15 protein-coding genes are annotated in these 13,005 nt (G+C 71.9%); 12 read left to right on the plus strand and 3 right to left on the minus strand.

Features of this window, described 5'->3' with window-relative positions; translation table 11 throughout:
* Positions 1-101: 101 nt before the first annotated feature.
* The 10 genes from BMX74_RS16265 to BMX74_RS16310 all read left to right on the plus strand — a co-directional run bounded on the left by BMX74_RS16265 (position 102) and on the right by BMX74_RS16310 (position 9,057).
* Positions 102-671: a DUF488 domain-containing protein gene (locus BMX74_RS16265; protein WP_218153968.1), complete on the plus strand. Its 570-nt coding sequence runs from the start codon at positions 102-104 to the stop codon at positions 669-671.
* 46 nt (positions 672-717) lie between these two features.
* Positions 718-987: a metal-sensitive transcriptional regulator gene (locus tag BMX74_RS16270; protein WP_055503360.1), complete on the plus strand. Its 270-nt coding sequence runs from the start codon at positions 718-720 to the stop codon at positions 985-987.
* A 53-nt stretch (positions 988-1,040) separates the two neighbouring features.
* Positions 1,041-1,355 (plus strand): rhodanese-like domain-containing protein, encoded by a 315-nt coding sequence (locus BMX74_RS16275; protein ID WP_055503359.1) that lies wholly within the window; start codon positions 1,041-1,043, stop codon positions 1,353-1,355.
* Between the two features lie 127 nt (positions 1,356-1,482).
* The gene (locus BMX74_RS16280) at positions 1,483-2,859 is read left to right on the plus strand and encodes an MBL fold metallo-hydrolase (protein ID WP_091101166.1); all 1,377 of its coding nucleotides are present in this window, start codon (positions 1,483-1,485) and stop codon (positions 2,857-2,859) included.
* 61 nt (positions 2,860-2,920) lie between these two features.
* Positions 2,921-3,511, plus strand: coding sequence for a rhodanese-like domain-containing protein (locus tag BMX74_RS16285; protein ID WP_055503357.1), 591 nt, complete (start codon positions 2,921-2,923; stop codon positions 3,509-3,511).
* Positions 3,512-3,583: 72 nt separating this feature from the next.
* Positions 3,584-4,468 carry a sulfite exporter TauE/SafE family protein gene (locus BMX74_RS16290; RefSeq protein ID WP_055503356.1) on the plus strand — a complete coding sequence of 295 codons (885 nt, stop codon included), beginning with the start codon at positions 3,584-3,586 and terminating at the stop codon, positions 4,466-4,468.
* A 30-nt stretch (positions 4,469-4,498) separates the two neighbouring features.
* Entirely contained in the window at positions 4,499-4,864 is a 366-nt protein-coding gene (gene trxA, locus BMX74_RS16295; RefSeq protein ID WP_055503355.1) for a thioredoxin, read from the plus strand.
* A 1-nt stretch (position 4,865) separates the two neighbouring features.
* Positions 4,866-6,218 (plus strand): MFS transporter, encoded by a 1,353-nt coding sequence (locus BMX74_RS16300; RefSeq protein ID WP_256256974.1) that lies wholly within the window; start codon positions 4,866-4,868, stop codon positions 6,216-6,218.
* Between the two features lie 34 nt (positions 6,219-6,252).
* Entirely contained in the window at positions 6,253-7,638 is a 1,386-nt protein-coding gene (locus BMX74_RS16305; protein WP_091101170.1) for an MBL fold metallo-hydrolase, read from the plus strand.
* A gap of 207 nt (positions 7,639-7,845) precedes the next feature.
* Positions 7,846-9,057 carry an NAD(P)/FAD-dependent oxidoreductase gene (locus tag BMX74_RS16310; RefSeq protein ID WP_091101172.1) on the plus strand — a complete coding sequence of 404 codons (1,212 nt, stop codon included), beginning with the start codon at positions 7,846-7,848 and terminating at the stop codon, positions 9,055-9,057.
* 112 nt (positions 9,058-9,169) lie between these two features.
* On the opposite strand, the gene BMX74_RS16315 is transcribed toward BMX74_RS16310, so the two are convergent.
* Both BMX74_RS16315 and BMX74_RS16320 read right to left on the minus strand, forming a co-directional pair.
* Positions 9,170-9,985: an SGNH/GDSL hydrolase family protein gene (locus tag BMX74_RS16315; RefSeq protein ID WP_091101175.1), complete on the minus strand. Its 816-nt coding sequence runs from the start codon at positions 9,983-9,985 to the stop codon at positions 9,170-9,172.
* Positions 9,982-10,557, minus strand: coding sequence for a PadR family transcriptional regulator (locus BMX74_RS16320; RefSeq protein ID WP_055503351.1), 576 nt, complete (start codon positions 10,555-10,557; stop codon positions 9,982-9,984). Before BMX74_RS16320 ends, BMX74_RS16315 begins: the two co-directional genes overlap by 4 nt.
* A gap of 201 nt (positions 10,558-10,758) precedes the next feature.
* Between BMX74_RS16320 and BMX74_RS16325 the strand changes: the two genes are divergently transcribed.
* Positions 10,759-12,126, plus strand: coding sequence for a phenylacetate--CoA ligase family protein (locus BMX74_RS16325; RefSeq protein ID WP_091101234.1), 1,368 nt, complete (start codon positions 10,759-10,761; stop codon positions 12,124-12,126).
* Positions 12,123-12,716 carry a TetR/AcrR family transcriptional regulator gene (locus tag BMX74_RS16330; protein ID WP_055503350.1) on the plus strand — a complete coding sequence of 198 codons (594 nt, stop codon included), beginning with the start codon at positions 12,123-12,125 and terminating at the stop codon, positions 12,714-12,716. Before BMX74_RS16325 ends, BMX74_RS16330 begins: the two co-directional genes overlap by 4 nt.
* A gap of 10 nt (positions 12,717-12,726) precedes the next feature.
* On the opposite strand, the gene BMX74_RS16335 is transcribed toward BMX74_RS16330, so the two are convergent.
* Positions 12,727-13,005, minus strand: a 279-nt coding sequence (locus tag BMX74_RS16335) for an integrase core domain-containing protein (protein ID WP_143078679.1), incomplete at its 5' end; no start/stop codon positions are given.

Here is a 13,005-nt window from a genome sequence, read left to right on the forward strand (position 1 = left end):
CCGGGATTGCCCCCCGCTTGCACCGCTCGCGGCAGCGGGGTGACCCGCGGTGGCGTCCTGGTCAGGCGATTGGCGCTCGGGCCGCCGGGTAGGGGCCGCCGGTGGCCACCGCCGACCTGGGTCCGTCGTCCGCCGGTCGCGTCCAGGCGCCTCCGCTGTTCACCTTCGGCCACGGCACCGCCTCCCAGGACCTGATCGCCGCCCTCCTGCACGGCGTGGACGCGGAGGCCGTCGTGGACGTCCGCACGGCGCCGGGGAGCCGGCGCGTCCCCCACGTGGGCAGGCACGAGCTCTCCGCGTGGCTGCCGGGGGAGGGGATCGGCTACCGGTGGGAGAGGCGGCTCGGCGGGTTCCGCAGGCCGCCTCCGGACTCGCCCGACACGTTCTGGCGCAACGACTCCTTCCGGGGGTACGCCGGCTACAGCCGCGGGCCGGAGTTCCACGCGGCCCTCAAGGAGCTCCTGGACCAGGCGGCGGCCTCCCATACCGCGATCATGTGCAGCGAGGCGGTCTGGTGGCGCTGTCATCGGCGGATCATCGCCGACTACGCCGTGCTGGTCCACCGGGTTCCCGTCCTGCACCTGGCCCATGACGGGCGGCTCAGCGAACACCGGCCCACCGCGGGCGCGCGCCTTGTCGACGGCGGGCTCCTCGTCTACGACGCCGCCTGACCCGGTCCGTTTGCAGTCACGGTACCCCCCGGGGTATGTTGAAGGCATGCGAATGAACGAGGCGAACGTCGGCGGCGCGGTGACCCGCCTGCGGCGTGCGCAGGGCCAGCTCGCCGGCGTGATCGCGATGATCGAGTCGGGGGAGGACTGCGCGAAGGTGCTCACCCAGCTCGCGGCGGTCTCCAAGGCGCTCGACCGGGCCGGCTTCACGCTCGTGGCGAGCGGCTTGCGGTACTGCCAGGCGGCGCAGGAGCGCGGCGAGGAGCCGCCCATGAGCGCCGCCGAGATGGAGAAGCTGTTCCTCGCCCTCGCGTGACTCACTGTAACCTCTGTATACCCCCTGGGGTAACCAACACGTTGGGAAACCGTATGAGCCCGGAAGTCGATCTCGCCCGCTTCGCCGAGGCGTACCGCGACGGCGCGACGGTGGTCGATGTCCGCGAACCGGACGAGTTCTCCGCGGGCCATGTGCCGGACGCGCTGCCGATCCCGCTGGGCCGTCTGCTCGGGCGGATCTCGGAGGTGCCGCGCGGCGGCGCCGTCTATGTGATCTGCGCCTCGGGGAACCGGAGCCGCGCGGGAGCTGCGCTCCTGCGCCGAGCCGGGATCGAGGCGTACTCGGTGGCCGGCGGCACCAAGGGGTGGGTGCGCGCAGGAGGCCAGGTGGTCGCGGGTGCGGCCTGACCGTGGTCCAGCAGCCCGTCCCGCACGCCCTTCTCCCTGACCCTTCCCGAATCCGGCGGCGCTCGCCTGCCGCTTTTTGCCACCACTATACCCCCTGGGGTATCTTCTCCGTGAAAGTGAGGTAACCGTGGAGATCACGTCCTTCCGCACTCCCGGCCTCGGCGACCAGACCTACCTGCTCACGCACGAGGGCAAGGGGGTGCTCGTCGACCCGCAGCGCGACATCGACCGGTTCCTGCGGGCCGCCGCCGACCGCGACGTGGAGCTCCGCTTCGTGCTGGAGACCCACCTGCACAACGACTACGTCTCCGGCGGGGAGCAGGCCGCTCTGCGCACCGGCGCCGAGCTGGTCCTGCCCGCCGCCGCAGCCCCGGCCTACCGCCACACGCCGGCCTTCCACCTGGAGGAGATCGGCGGGGAGGACGGGCTCGTCATCCGCCCGATCCACACGCCCGGCCACACGCCGGAGCACACCAGCTACCTCGTGCTGATCGACGGCGAGCCGACCGCGGTCTTCTCCGGCGGCAGCCTCCTGGTGGCCTCGGCCGGCCGTCCCGACCTGCTGGGAACGGCCAGGGCACGCACCCTGGCCAGGCTCCAGCACGGCTCGCTGCGCAGGCTCGCGGCGCTGCCGCCGCAGGTCGAGCTCCTCCCGACGCACGGCGAGGGGTCGTTCTGCACCGCGAGCGGCGCGGGCCGCTACACCTCCACCATCGGCGACGAGATCAGCACGAACCCGCTGCTGGCCATCGACGACGCCGACCGGCTGGCCGACGAACTGCTCGCCGCGCCCATGCCGATCCCGGCCTTCTACGCGTACATGGGCCCGGCCAACACCCTCGGGGTGCCGCCGATGCCCGCGATCGAGGTTCCCGAGCTGGCGGTCGCCGACGTGCCCGGCGACGCCCACGTGGTCGACATCCGCCCGAGGAAGGCGCAGGCGGAGGGCTTCCTGCCCGGCTCCGTCGGCATCGAGGAGGGCACCGACTTCGGGAGCTGGGCCGGGTGGCTGCTGCCGTACGGGTCGCCGCTGGTCCTGGTCGCGGAGCCCGGCCAGGACGTCGCCGAGGCGGTCACGCAGCTCGCCCAGATCGGGATCGACAGCGTGCGGGGCGTCGTGCGCGACCTCGGCAGCGACCTCGGCAGCGATGTCGGCAGCGATGTCGGCACGGCCGCGACCGGCCGGTTCGAGCTGGTGGACCTCGCGGCCTTCGTCGCGCTGACGGAGCGGCCGGACGCCCAGGTGCTCGACGTGCGGATGCCGAACGAGCGCGCCGCCGCACGCCTGGAGGGAGCCGTGGAGCGCTTCCTCCCCGACCTGGTCGCCGAGGGCGTCCCCGCCGAGCTCGACAGGGACCGCCCGGTGCTCGTGGCGTGCGGCTCCGGCCGCCGCGCGTCGATCGCCGCGACCCTGCTCGCCCGCGAGGGCTACCGGGCGGTGGTGCTGGACCGCGCCGGCGTCCCCGACGTCGTCGCGGCGAAGGCCGCCCGCCACGCGGCCTGACCGGCCGCGCCATGACCCCTCGCGGGCACCGCCGCGAGACGCTGAGAAAGAGAAGAGACCCATGAGCATGGACCGCCCATCCCAGACCATCGACCCCGCCAGCGCGCGCGCCCTGATCGCGTCCAACCCGGACGTGCTCGTCGTCGACGTGCGGACCGTGGCCGAGTTCGAGACCGCGCACATCCAGGGTGCGGTCAACCTGCCGCTCGACCAGGTGGACGCCCACCTGCGGCAGATCGTCGCGGACGCCGGCGGCAGGATGCTGCTGATCTGCCAGTCGGGCGGCCGGGCCACCCAGGCGCAGAACAAACTGTGCGAAGCCGGGCTGCCCGACACCGTCGTGCTCTCCGGCGGCATGAACGCCTGGATCGCCTCGGGGGCGCCGGTCGTGCGCGGCCGTCAGAAGTGGAGCCTGGAGCGTCAGGTCCGCCTCGTGGCCGGAGGCATCGTGCTCACGTCGATCGTGGCGGACCTGTGGCTGCCCGGCGCGCGCTTCGTGGGCGCCTTCGTCGGCGCGGGGCTGACCTTCGCCGCGCTGACCGACACCTGCGCCATGGGGATGCTGCTCTCCAGGCTGCCGTACAACCGCGGAAGGGTCGACGTCGACGAAGCCATGGCCTGCATCCGCAAGCCCGCGCGCTCCAGGGCCTGACCTCCGGCCCCGCCGTACGGCGGGGCAGACTGTCTCCTATATACCCCCTAGGGTATGAAGGGAAGGAATCCCATGCTCGCCCTGACCCTTGCCGGCGCCGTGGTGGTCGGCCTGACGCTCGGCCTGTTCGGCGGCGGAGGGTCGATCCTGACCGTGCCGCTGCTCGTCTACCTCGCGGGTGTGCCGGCCAAGGCGGCCATCGCGATGTCCCTGTTCGTCGTGGCCGTGACCAGCGCCGTCAGCGCCGTCGGGCACGCCCGCGCCGGGCGGATCCGGTGGAAGACCGGCCTGATCTTCGGCGCGGCGGGCATGGCGGGCGCGTACGGTGGCGGCCTCATCGGGCCGCACCTGCCGCCCGCGGTGCTGCTGGCCGCGTTCGCGCTGATGATGCTGGCCACCGCGACCGCGATGATCCGCGGCCGCAGGACGCCCGAGCAGGCGCCGGCGCGCAAGGACCTGCCCATCGCGCACGTGCTGGCCGAGGGCGTCGTCGTCGGACTGGTCACCGGCCTGGTCGGGGCGGGCGGCGGCTTCCTCGTCGTCCCGGCGCTCGTGCTGCTCGGCGGAATGCCCATGAGCATGGCCGTCGGCACCTCGCTGGTGGTGATCGCGTTGAAGTCGCTCGCCGGGCTCGCCGGATACCTGCAGACCGTCCCCATCGACTGGACGATCGCGCTCCCCGTCACCGCGGCCGCGGTCGTCGGCGGGCTGGTGGGAGGGCAACTCGCCGGGCGGATCCAGGCGGACCGCCTGCGCAAGGGCTTCGGCTGGTTCGTTCTCGTGATGGGCGGCTTCGTGCTCGTCCAGCAGGCGCCGTCAGCGCTGTTCCACACCATGTGGGGCGTCGCGGCGCTGCTCGCCGGCGGCGCGCTGGTCCTGGCGGCCGTCACGTACCTGCTCCTCAGGAAGGGGCGGGGGGACCGGGCGGTGCCCGTCCCCGAGGCCAACCGCGGCTGACGCCCCGCGGGTCAAGAGAGAGGAAGGGACATGGTCACCGAACTGACCAGGGACAACTGGAGCGCGACGGTCGCCGCGGAGGGCATCGTGCTGGTGGACTTCTGGGCGGCCTGGTGCGGCCCGTGCCGCCGGTTCGCCCCGATCTTCGAGGCGGCGGCCGCGCGCCATCCCGACATCGTCTTCGGCAAGGTCGACACGGAGGCGGAGCAGGAACTGGCGAACGCGTTCCGCATCACCTCCATCCCGACCCTGATGGCGATCCGCGACGGCGTCATCGTCGCCGTCCAGCCCGGGGCGCTGCCGGAACCCGTGCTCGACGACCTCATCGCGCAGGTCCGGGCGCTCGACATGGCCGAGATCCGCCGCCACGTGGCCGGGCAGCCCGCCCGGCGCTGACATGGCACGGAGACCACCCCGGCGCGCCGGGCCGGTTCCCGCGGCGGGCGGCATGGGCGCCGTCCGCCCGCCGAGCCTGGGGCTGCGGGCCAACCTCGCCCAGTTCACCCTGCTCGTCGCCGTCAACGCGCTGGTCGGCGGGATGCTCGGCCAGGAGCGGACGGTGCTGCCGCTGCTCGCCGGGCAGACCTTCCACCTGAACGCCTACATCGGCGTGCTCACGTTCATCCTCGCCTTCGGCACGGTCAAGGCGATCACGAACTTCCTCGCCGGGACCCTGTCCGACCGGTACGGCAGGAAGCCCGTGCTGGTCGCGGGGTGGCTGATCGGCCTGCCCGTGCCGCTGCTGCTCATCTGGGCACCGAGCTGGGGCTGGGTGATCGCCGCCAATGTGCTGCTGGGGGTGAACCAGGGCCTGACCTGGTCCACCACCGTCGTCATGAAGATCGACCTGGTCGGTCCCGGCCGCCGCGGCCTCGCCATGGGGCTCAACGAGGCCGCCGGGTACGTCGCGGTCGCGGTCACGGCGATGGCCACCGGGCATCTCGCCGGAGAGTACGGCCTGCGCCCGACGCCGTTCCTGCTGGGCGCCGCCTACGCCGCCCTGGGGCTCGGCCTGTCGACGCTCGCCGTACGGGAGACCCGGGGGCACGCCCACCACGAGGCGGGGACGGCGGTGAGCCCGCTGAGCACCCGCCGGATCCTGACGTTGACCAGCTTCAGGGAGCCGGCGCTGTCCGCCGCCTCCCAGGCGGGCATGGTGAACAACCTGAACGACGGTCTGGCCTGGGGGCTGTTTCCGATCCTCTTCGCCGCCCACGGGCTCTCGACCGCAGGGATCGGGCTGCTCGCCGCCCTCTATCCGGCGGTCTGGGGCTTCGGGCAACTGGCCACCGGCGCGCTGTCGGACCGGATCGGCCGCAAGTGGCTGATCGTCGGCGGGATGGCGACGCAGGCCGTCGCCCTCGCCCTGGTGGCCGTGGGCGCGTCGCTCTCCGTGTGGGCGGCGGCCGTGGCCCTGCTCGGCCTCGGCACGGCCATGGTCTACCCGACCCTGCTCGCCGCGGTCGGCGACGTCGCCCATCCGGCCTGGCGGGCCAGGGCGGTCGGGGTGTACCGGCTGTGGCGTGACGGCGGATTCGCCGCGGGCGCCCTGCTCGCCGGGGTCGTGGCGGACCTGTACGGGATTCCCGCCGCGGTCTGGACGGTCGCCGCGCTCACCGGCCTGTCCGGGCTGGTCGTCGCCGTGCGCATGTACGAGACGCGCCCGGTGACGGTCGGCGGCACCGGGTCGGGGAGATCCCCGAGTCGGGGACCGGGGCCCCGACCCACCCATATACCCCCCAGGGTATAGTCGACACAACCCCATCGAACCGCAGGAGGACGACATGTTCTTCACGCAGTACTACCTGGACTGCCTCTCGCAGGCCTCGTACATGATCGGTGACCCGGAGACCGGCCGGGCCGTAGTGGTGGACCCCAGGCGCGACGTGTCCGAGTACATCGCGGACGCGCAGGCGCACGGGCTGAGGATCGAGGGCGTGATCAACACCCACTTCCACGCCGACTTCATCGCCGGACACCTCGAACTGGCCGCCCGCACGGGCGCCTGGATCGGCTACGGGCGCAGGGCCGAGGCCGAGTACCCCATCCGCAAGCTCACCGACGGCGAGCGCGTCGAGCTCGGCGACGTCGTCCTGGAGATCATGGAGACTCCCGGGCACACGCCGGAGTCGATCAGCGTCCTGGTGTACGAGCAGGCCTCCGACACCGTGCCCTACGGCGTGCTCACCGGAGACGCGCTGTTCATCGGCGACGTGGGGCGGCCGGACCTGCTCGCCTCGCTCGGCACGACGGCCGACCAGCTCGGCCGCATGCTGTACGACAGCGTCCAGCACAAGCTGATGGGGCTGCCCGACGCGGTGCGGGTGTTCCCGGCGCACGGCGCCGGCTCGGCCTGCGGCAAGAACCTCTCGACGGAGCGGCAGTCCACCATCGGCATGCAGCGGCTGACCAACTACGCGTGCGCGCCCATGAGCGAGGACGAGTTCCTGGCCATCGTCACGGAGGGCCAGCCGCCCGCGCCCGGCTACTTCGTCTACGACGCCGTGCTGAACAGGAAGAACCACGAACTCCTCGACGTGGCCGCGCACGTCCGGCCGCTGTCACCCGAGGAGTTCCTGGCCGCGCGGGCGGCCGGCGCCGTCGTCGTCGACGCCCGCGACTCCCAGGACTTCGCCCTCGCCCACCTGCGCGGCTCGATCGGCGTCCCGGCCGACGGACGGTTCGCCGAACGGGTCGGCATGGTGGTCAGGCCGGGCAGCGAGATCGTCGTCATCGCCCCGCAGGACCGGGAGGAGGAGGTGGTGACCCGCCTCGGGAGGATCGGCTTCGACACGGTCACCGGATACCTGCGCGAGCCCGAGGCCGCCTTCCTCGCCGCGCCAGGCGAGGTGGCTCACTCGACGCGGCTCACCGCGCTCGACCTGCGCGAGGCGCTCGCGGGGGCGGAGCCGCCGCTGCTCGTGGACGTGCGCAACGAGGGAGAGGTCGCCGGGGGCGCCATCGAGGGATCGGTGAACATCCCGCTCGCGCAGCTCGCCGGGCGGCTCTCCGAGGTGCCGGCCGACCGTCCCGTCGTCGTCTACTGCGCGGGCGGCGCCCGCTCCGCCATCGCGGCCGGCCTGCTGGAGCACGAGGGGCGAGAGCGGGTGGCCGACCTGATCGGTGGCTACGACGCCTGGCAGCGCGCCTTCGCCGCCGCCGGGGCGTAGGTCACCATACGGCCGGCGGAGCCGGGAGCGCGGACCCCTCGCGCGTCCCGGCATCCGGCCGGCGGAGCCGGGGGCGGGACCCCTCGCGCGTCCCGGCATCCGACTGGCCGAGCCGGGGGCGCGGGCCCCTCGCGGTCCCGGCAGCCCCCGGCGTCTTTCCCCTCTCGCGTGCGACAGCCGTCGCCGCCGAATCTCAGGAGCTCAACCATGTCCATCACGCCCGGATCCGCCTCGAAACGGCATCGCGTGCTCATCGTCGGCGGGGGGACCGCCGGCATCACCGTCGCCGCCCGCCTGCGCCGGGCCGGCGTCACGGACATCGCCCTGCTCGACCCGTCCGACGTCCACTGGTACCAGCCGTTGTGGACGTTGGTCGGCGGGGGCCAGGCCGAGATCGGCGGCACCCGGAGGCCGGAGGCCGCCGTCATTCCCGGCGGCGTCCGCTGGATCAAGGACGCCGCCGTCTCCGTCGATCCCGACGTCCAGACGGTCACCACCGGGAACGGCACGGAGATCGGCTACGACTTCCTCGTCATGGCCGCCGGGATCCAGCTCGACTGGCAGGCCGTGCCCGGCCTGGCGGGAACGCTGGGGCGTGACGGAGTGTCCAGCAACTACTCGCCCGAACTCGCGCCGCGCACCTGGGACTTCATCCGCGGCCTGCGCTCCGGCACCGCCGTGTTCACCCAGCCCTCCGGCCCGTTCAAGTGCGGCGGCGCACCGCAGAAGATCGCCTACCTGGCGGCCGACCACTGGCGGAAGCAGGGACGTCTCGACCGCATCAGGATCGTGCAGGTCATCCCTGACCAGGTCATCTTCAAGGCGCCCGACTGGGCGAGGGTGCTGACCGGCGTCGCCGCGCGTTACGGCATCGAGGTCCGGCTGGGCTCGGAGCTCGCGGGCGTCGACCCGGATCGCCGCGAGGTGACGATCACGAGCGGCGGCGGGAAGCAGACGCTCGGCTACGACCTGCTGCACTCCGTGCCGCCGCAGAGCTCCCCGGACTGGGTCAAGACGTCGCCCCTCGCGGACGCGGCCAGCCCGTTCGGCTACGTCCACGTCGACAAGCACACGCTCGCCCACCCGCGCTACCCCAACGTCTTCGCGCTCGGCGACGTCGCCAACCTGCCGACGTCCAAGACCGGCGCCGCCGTGCGCAAACAGGCGCCGGTGGTCGTCGAGAACCTGCTCGCCACGGCGAAGGGCCGCACGCCCACCGCGCGGTACGACGGGTACACCTCCTGCCCGCTGGTGACGGCGCGCGACAAGATGCTGCTCGCGGAGTTCGACTACGACCTCCGGCCGACGCCGTCGTTCCCGCTGATCGACACCCTCAAGGAGCGCAGGGACATGTGGCTGCTGAAGCGGTACGGCCTGCCCGCGATGTACTGGCACGGCATGCTCAAGGGCCGCGCCTGACCGCCTGTCCAAGGCGATGCGCGGCGTTCCCGGCCGGGGACCGGGACCTGGTGGCCAGGAGTTGACACGCCGAAAGGCGCGGGCGGAAGAAGCTCACCGAGGCGACCGGGGATCAGGAGCGAGATCGCGTACCAGGAGTTCCCTCACGGCCCGCGGCCGGCTCGGCCCAGGGCGTGAGCTCCGGCCGCTTGGCCGTGCGGCCGTCGCCCGAGGAGCGGCCGCGGATGCGGCGGCCGATCCACGGGCCCGCGAACGTGGCGAGCCAGCGCACCTCGGCCGCCGCCACCCGCCACGCGGGCGCCGGGGGCGACGGCGGGAAGGGCAGCATCCACGTGTCGTCGCTGCCCGGCAGGCCGAGGGAGTGGGCCAGGGCGGCGGCGATGCGGGCGTGGCCGGCCGGGCTGGCGTGCAGCCGGTCCGTGCCCCACATGCGGGCGTCGGTGACGAACCCCATCGTGAACGTGTCCACCACCGTGACCCCGTGGCGGGCGGCGGCGGCGCGGATGCGGGCGTTGAGGTGGAGCACCTTGGGCCGGAGCGGCCGGGCAATCGGGGCGATCTTCCCGATATCCGGAAAAGTCACGGTAACAACGTGTGCGCCCGACTTGGTGAGGGCGGCGTACATCTCCTCCAGCACCTCCGCCACGGCGGCGGGCTCGCACCCGGGGCGAATGAGGTCGTTCATGCCCGCCATGACCGTGGCCAGGTCGGGACGCATCGCCAGCGCGGGGGCCAGTTGCTCGGAGCGGATCTGGCCCGCGAGCCGGCCGCGGACCGCGAGGTTGGCGTACAGGAGATCGGGGTTGGCGCGGGCCAGGTGCTCGGCGAGTCGGTCGGCCCAGCCGCGGTGACCGTTGACGTCGTCGCCGTCACCGAGCCCCTCCGTCTGGCTGTCTCCGAGCGCGACGTAACGCGTGTAGACGGTCATGAGATGTCCCTTCCTGCGCGCGCCATGCGCTCGCCGAGCGTCCGCGCCGTCTCCAGGCACCAGGCTCGGGTCTCACGCTCCAGCCTGCACCCCGCCAGGCAGGACAGGTAGGGGCCGACGTGCTCGCCCTGGCGCAGGAACGTCTCCTCGTCCAGGTCGCCGCGCAGGCGCAGCAGGAGCTGCTCGAACACCTCCAGCTTGGCGGCGGCCTCCCGGGCTCGGTCGTGCAGTTGCTCGATCACCGGCGCCGGGTCGAGCAGGTCGACGGCGTGCACCTTGACGGCCAGGTCGTCGCGGATGAGCAGGGGCTTGGCCGGTGTGGCGGCGAAGGCGGCCAGCTCGCGGAGCCCGGCGTCGGTCACCTTGAACAACCGCTTGTTGGGCCGACCCCGCTGGACCACCTCCCGCCCCGTGACCAGGCCGCCTGCCTCCAGCTTGGTCAGCTCGGCGTAGAGCTGCTGCGGGGCGGCGTACCAGAAGTTGGACACGCCGATGTCGAAGATCTTGGTGAGCTGGTATCCGCTGTACTCGCCGTCGAGCAACGCCGCCAGCACCGCATGCCTGAGGGCCATCGGCTCAATACTCATGAACATGAGTAGTCATGAACATGACTATAAGCCCGACGGACGTCTGCACACCAGAGGGGAAGGACCGCCCGGGCCCGGCTGAGCCCGCCTGCACGGCACGCACACGGGCCGAATCGAGACATCGCAGGTCACGTCAAAATCTGTCATTAGACTGACATTTGGCATTCGTGTGACATAATGTTCGACATGAAGGAAAGCGTTCCACGGCTGCTGCAAGACGCACGCCGCGCCAGGAGGCGCCACGAGTGGGCGGCAGTTCAGCGACGGCGGCTCGCCGAGCTCGTCCAGCACGCCCGCACCGGCTCGCCCTACTACCGCGATCTCTACAGCGGCCTGCCCCCCGGCGTCGACGACTCCGCATCGCTGCCCGTCACCGACAAGAAGGCGCTGATGGCGCACTACGACGATTGGGCCACCGACCGCGAGGTGACGCTGGCACGGGCGCGCGCCTTCGCCGCGGATCCGCGACTGGTAGGTGGACGGTTCCTCGACCGATACCTGCTGGTCACCACCTCAGGCACCACAGGAAACCCCGCGATCTTCGTCAAGGACGATCGGGACGTCGCAGTCAACTACGCCCTCAGCATCCGGATGATGGGCTCCTGGCTGGGCCTCGCCGATATCACCCGGATCGTGGCAGGCGGCGGACGGATGGCCATCGTGGCCGCGGCGAACGGCCACTTCCTGGTCTCGGCCGGCGCCGCCCGCATGCGCGCACACCGGCTGCAGCGCAAGGCCATCCGCCTCTTCTCCGTGCACACCCCTCTCGGTGAACTCGTCGAGGCGCTCAACGAGTTCCGCCCCGCCCTCCTGCTCGGATACGGCAGCGTCCTCAGCATGCTCGCCGCCGAGCAGGAGTCGGGACGGCTGCGCATCGCGCCAGTAGTGGTCGAACCCGCCGGCGAGACGCTGACCAGCGGTGACTACGCGCGGATGGCCGGCGCCTTCGAAGCCAAGGTACGCGACACCTACGGCGCCAGCGAGTGTCCCTTCCTCACGGAGGGCTGCGGGCACGGTTGGTATCACGTCAACAGCGACTGGGCCCTGGTCGAACCGGTCGAAGCCGACTACTCCCCGACCCCGCCGGGCAGGCCGTCCCACACCGTTCTGGTGACCAATCTGGCCAACCGAGTACAGCCGATCCTGCGCTACGACCTCGGCGACAGCGTCTTACAACGGCCTGATCCGTGTCCGTGCGGCAACCCCCTGCCGGCCATACGGGTACAGGGACGCGTGGCCAACCTGCTCACGTTCGCCATCGGACGGGGCGAGGTCGTCATCGCGCCGCTGATGCTCAACACCCTGGTGGACCGCACGCCTGGAGTACAGCTCTACCAGATCGTCCAAACCAGCCCCGCGAGCCTGCGCATACGGATGCTGCCCTTGCCCGGGGCGGACCCGGAAACAGTATGGCGGGCGGTGCGTGACGGGATCGGCGGCCTGCTCGCCGACCACAAGCTGGACCATGTCATCCTGGAACGCGCTGAGGAGCCGCCGCAGCAATCCGCCGGCGGAAAGTACCGGACGGTCATCCCGCTGAAGGATTTCGCATGATGTCAGATTCCGAGCAGCCCGGACTGCGGGAGCGCAAGAAGGCCGGCACTCGCGCCGCCATTCAGCGGCACGCGCTGCGCCTGTTCCGTGAGCAGGGTTACGACGCCACCACCGTCGAGCAGATCGCCCAAGCGGCCGACGTCTCGCACCGGACGGTGTTCCGCTACTTCCCGACCAAGGAAGCGCTGGTCACCCTCGATGACTACGACACCCTCATCGCCGAGGCGTGTGCGGCTCAGCCGCCGGAACTCGGCCCGGTGCCGGCGCTGCGCAACGCCTTCCGGGCCGTGTTCAGCGACCTGACCGACGCAGACGTCACCGCGAAGCAGGAGCGCCAGGCGCTGGTGCTCAGCGTCCCCTCGCTGTGGGCGGCCAGCCTCGCCAACATCACCAGGACCAAGCAGACGCTCACCGAACTGGTCGCCGCCAGGCTCGGCCGTCCGCAACCCGACGACCGAGTGCGAGCCGTCGCAGGTGCGGTGTTCGGCATCCTGCTGTCGGTGTGGCTGGACTGGGCCAAGGACCCGGAGATGGACGCCCCCGCGCTGTTGGACAGCGCGCTCGCCCATCTGGAGAGCTCTGTGAACTAGATGTACTTGGTCATGAACTTGGTGTCAGTCGGCTGATGGGTGGCCGGCCGCCGAGGGCTGAGTGTGGTCTCGTGGTGTTGTAGTGCTTCAGCCAGGGGCCGAGGGCCTGGGTGCGGTGCTGGTTGCTGGTGTAGGGCCGGTGGTAGGCCCATTCGGTGGCCAGGGTGCGGTTGAAGCGTTCGGCCTTGCCGTTGGTCCACGGGCAGTGTGGGCGGGTGAACTTCTGGCGGGCTCCCAGTTCGGCGCAGGCTTGCTGGAAGGCGTGGCTGATGCGGTAGTTCTTGGCGTT

This window comes from Nonomuraea pusilla (genome assembly GCF_900109355.1).
In the GTDB taxonomy this organism is placed as follows: Bacteria; Actinomycetota; Actinomycetes; order Streptosporangiales; family Streptosporangiaceae; genus Nonomuraea; species Nonomuraea pusilla.

Excerpts from the sequence above, each read along its gene's own strand:
- BMX74_RS16305 (WP_091101170.1), top strand. The coding sequence starts at position 6,253 with ATGTTCTTCACGCAGTACTACCTGGACTGCCTCTCGCAGGCCTCGTAC.
- BMX74_RS16325 (WP_091101234.1), top strand. The coding sequence starts at position 10,759 with ATGAAGGAAAGCGTTCCACGGCTGCTGCAAGACGCACGCCGCGCCAGG.
- trxA (WP_055503355.1), top strand. The coding sequence starts at position 4,499 with ATGGTCACCGAACTGACCAGGGACAACTGGAGCGCGACGGTCGCCGCG.
- BMX74_RS16315 (WP_091101175.1), bottom strand. The coding sequence starts at position 9,985 with ATGACCGTCTACACGCGTTACGTCGCGCTCGGAGACAGCCAGACGGAG.
- BMX74_RS16300 (WP_256256974.1), top strand. The coding sequence starts at position 4,866 with ATGGCACGGAGACCACCCCGGCGCGCCGGGCCGGTTCCCGCGGCGGGC.
- BMX74_RS16330 (WP_055503350.1), top strand. The coding sequence starts at position 12,123 with ATGATGTCAGATTCCGAGCAGCCCGGACTGCGGGAGCGCAAGAAGGCC.
- BMX74_RS16285 (WP_055503357.1), top strand. The coding sequence starts at position 2,921 with ATGAGCATGGACCGCCCATCCCAGACCATCGACCCCGCCAGCGCGCGC.
- BMX74_RS16275 (WP_055503359.1), top strand. The coding sequence starts at position 1,041 with ATGAGCCCGGAAGTCGATCTCGCCCGCTTCGCCGAGGCGTACCGCGAC.
- BMX74_RS16310 (WP_091101172.1), top strand. The coding sequence starts at position 7,846 with ATGTCCATCACGCCCGGATCCGCCTCGAAACGGCATCGCGTGCTCATC.
- BMX74_RS16270 (WP_055503360.1), top strand. The coding sequence starts at position 718 with ATGCGAATGAACGAGGCGAACGTCGGCGGCGCGGTGACCCGCCTGCGG.
- BMX74_RS16320 (WP_055503351.1), bottom strand. The coding sequence starts at position 10,557 with ATGGCCCTCAGGCATGCGGTGCTGGCGGCGTTGCTCGACGGCGAGTAC.
- BMX74_RS16290 (WP_055503356.1), top strand. The coding sequence starts at position 3,584 with ATGCTCGCCCTGACCCTTGCCGGCGCCGTGGTGGTCGGCCTGACGCTC.